At 34.8% G+C, this 753-nt stretch carries 1 protein-coding gene and 1 pseudogene; both read left to right on the top strand.

Annotated elements, in window-relative coordinates; all coding sequences use genetic code 11:
* Window positions 1-149, top strand: a pseudogene (locus ACT3SX_RS15365) (RHS repeat-associated core domain-containing protein); the annotation flags it as partial.
* Window positions 150-377: 228 nt separating this feature from the next.
* Entirely contained in the window at window positions 378-746 is a 369-nt protein-coding gene (locus tag ACT3SX_RS15360) for an ankyrin repeat domain-containing protein (RefSeq protein ID WP_444761597.1), read from the top strand.
* Window positions 747-753: the final 7 nt, after the last annotated feature.

The raw sequence follows: 753 nt of genomic DNA, 5'->3' as shown, positions 1-753 counted from the left end.
AACAGAAGCTAAATCCACTACAGATAGAAAAAGAGTACTTACAGCCGATACGTTTTCAAGGTCAGCACTTTGATGTAGAAACAGGATTACATTACAACCGTTTCCGCTATTATGATCCTGATGTGGGAATGTTTACGACGAGAGATCCTGAGCAAGAATAAGTGAGTATCTGGGAGACACTCACCCGCAGCGCAAGACGCAGATCTGCGCTCGAGTATAGTGGTATCCAGGCAGACATGATGCTAAGCTAAAAAATTGGAATAATAGGTTGGATTCATTAAAGGAGTATCACCAAAATCATTGTGTAAACAAATTCGATTATTATGACGATAAGGGAAATAAAGAGTAACAATAACTCAATTAATATAGGACTTCTTATGAAAGATAAGGTATTGCAAGAATTACTAAATAAATATAAAGATCATCCTGACTTCTTAGGAATGAATCTTGATACACCAAATGATAAAGGTGCTGTTGATGATACGCCTTTACACATTGCGTCAAGAAGAGGAGATGTAGAAGATATAATTTTATTTATTAAATATGGTGCAGACATTAATCAAAAGGGTGACTTAGATAATACTCCTCTACATTTTGCAGCAATGACAAACAATCTTGAAGTTGCAAAGACTCTGCTTAATAACGGTGCTATTAAAAAAATTCGAAACGAATTTGATCAAACACCTTTAGAGGTAGCTAAGCTCAACACGATTGTTAATAAAGAATTAATAAATATTTTACAGTAGAGTGCTA

The organism is Psychrobacter sp. AOP31-B2-9, from assembly GCF_052378005.1.
GTDB lineage: Bacteria > Pseudomonadota > Gammaproteobacteria > Pseudomonadales > Moraxellaceae > Psychrobacter.
The sequence above is the reverse complement of the archived record's forward strand: the minus strand, read 5'-3'. Positions and strand labels throughout refer to the sequence as shown.

Bases quoted from the DNA above. Each gene is read 5' to 3' on its own strand.
- ACT3SX_RS15360 (WP_444761597.1), top strand. From the start codon at position 378: ATGAAAGATAAGGTATTGCAAGAATTACTAAATAAATATAAAGATCAT.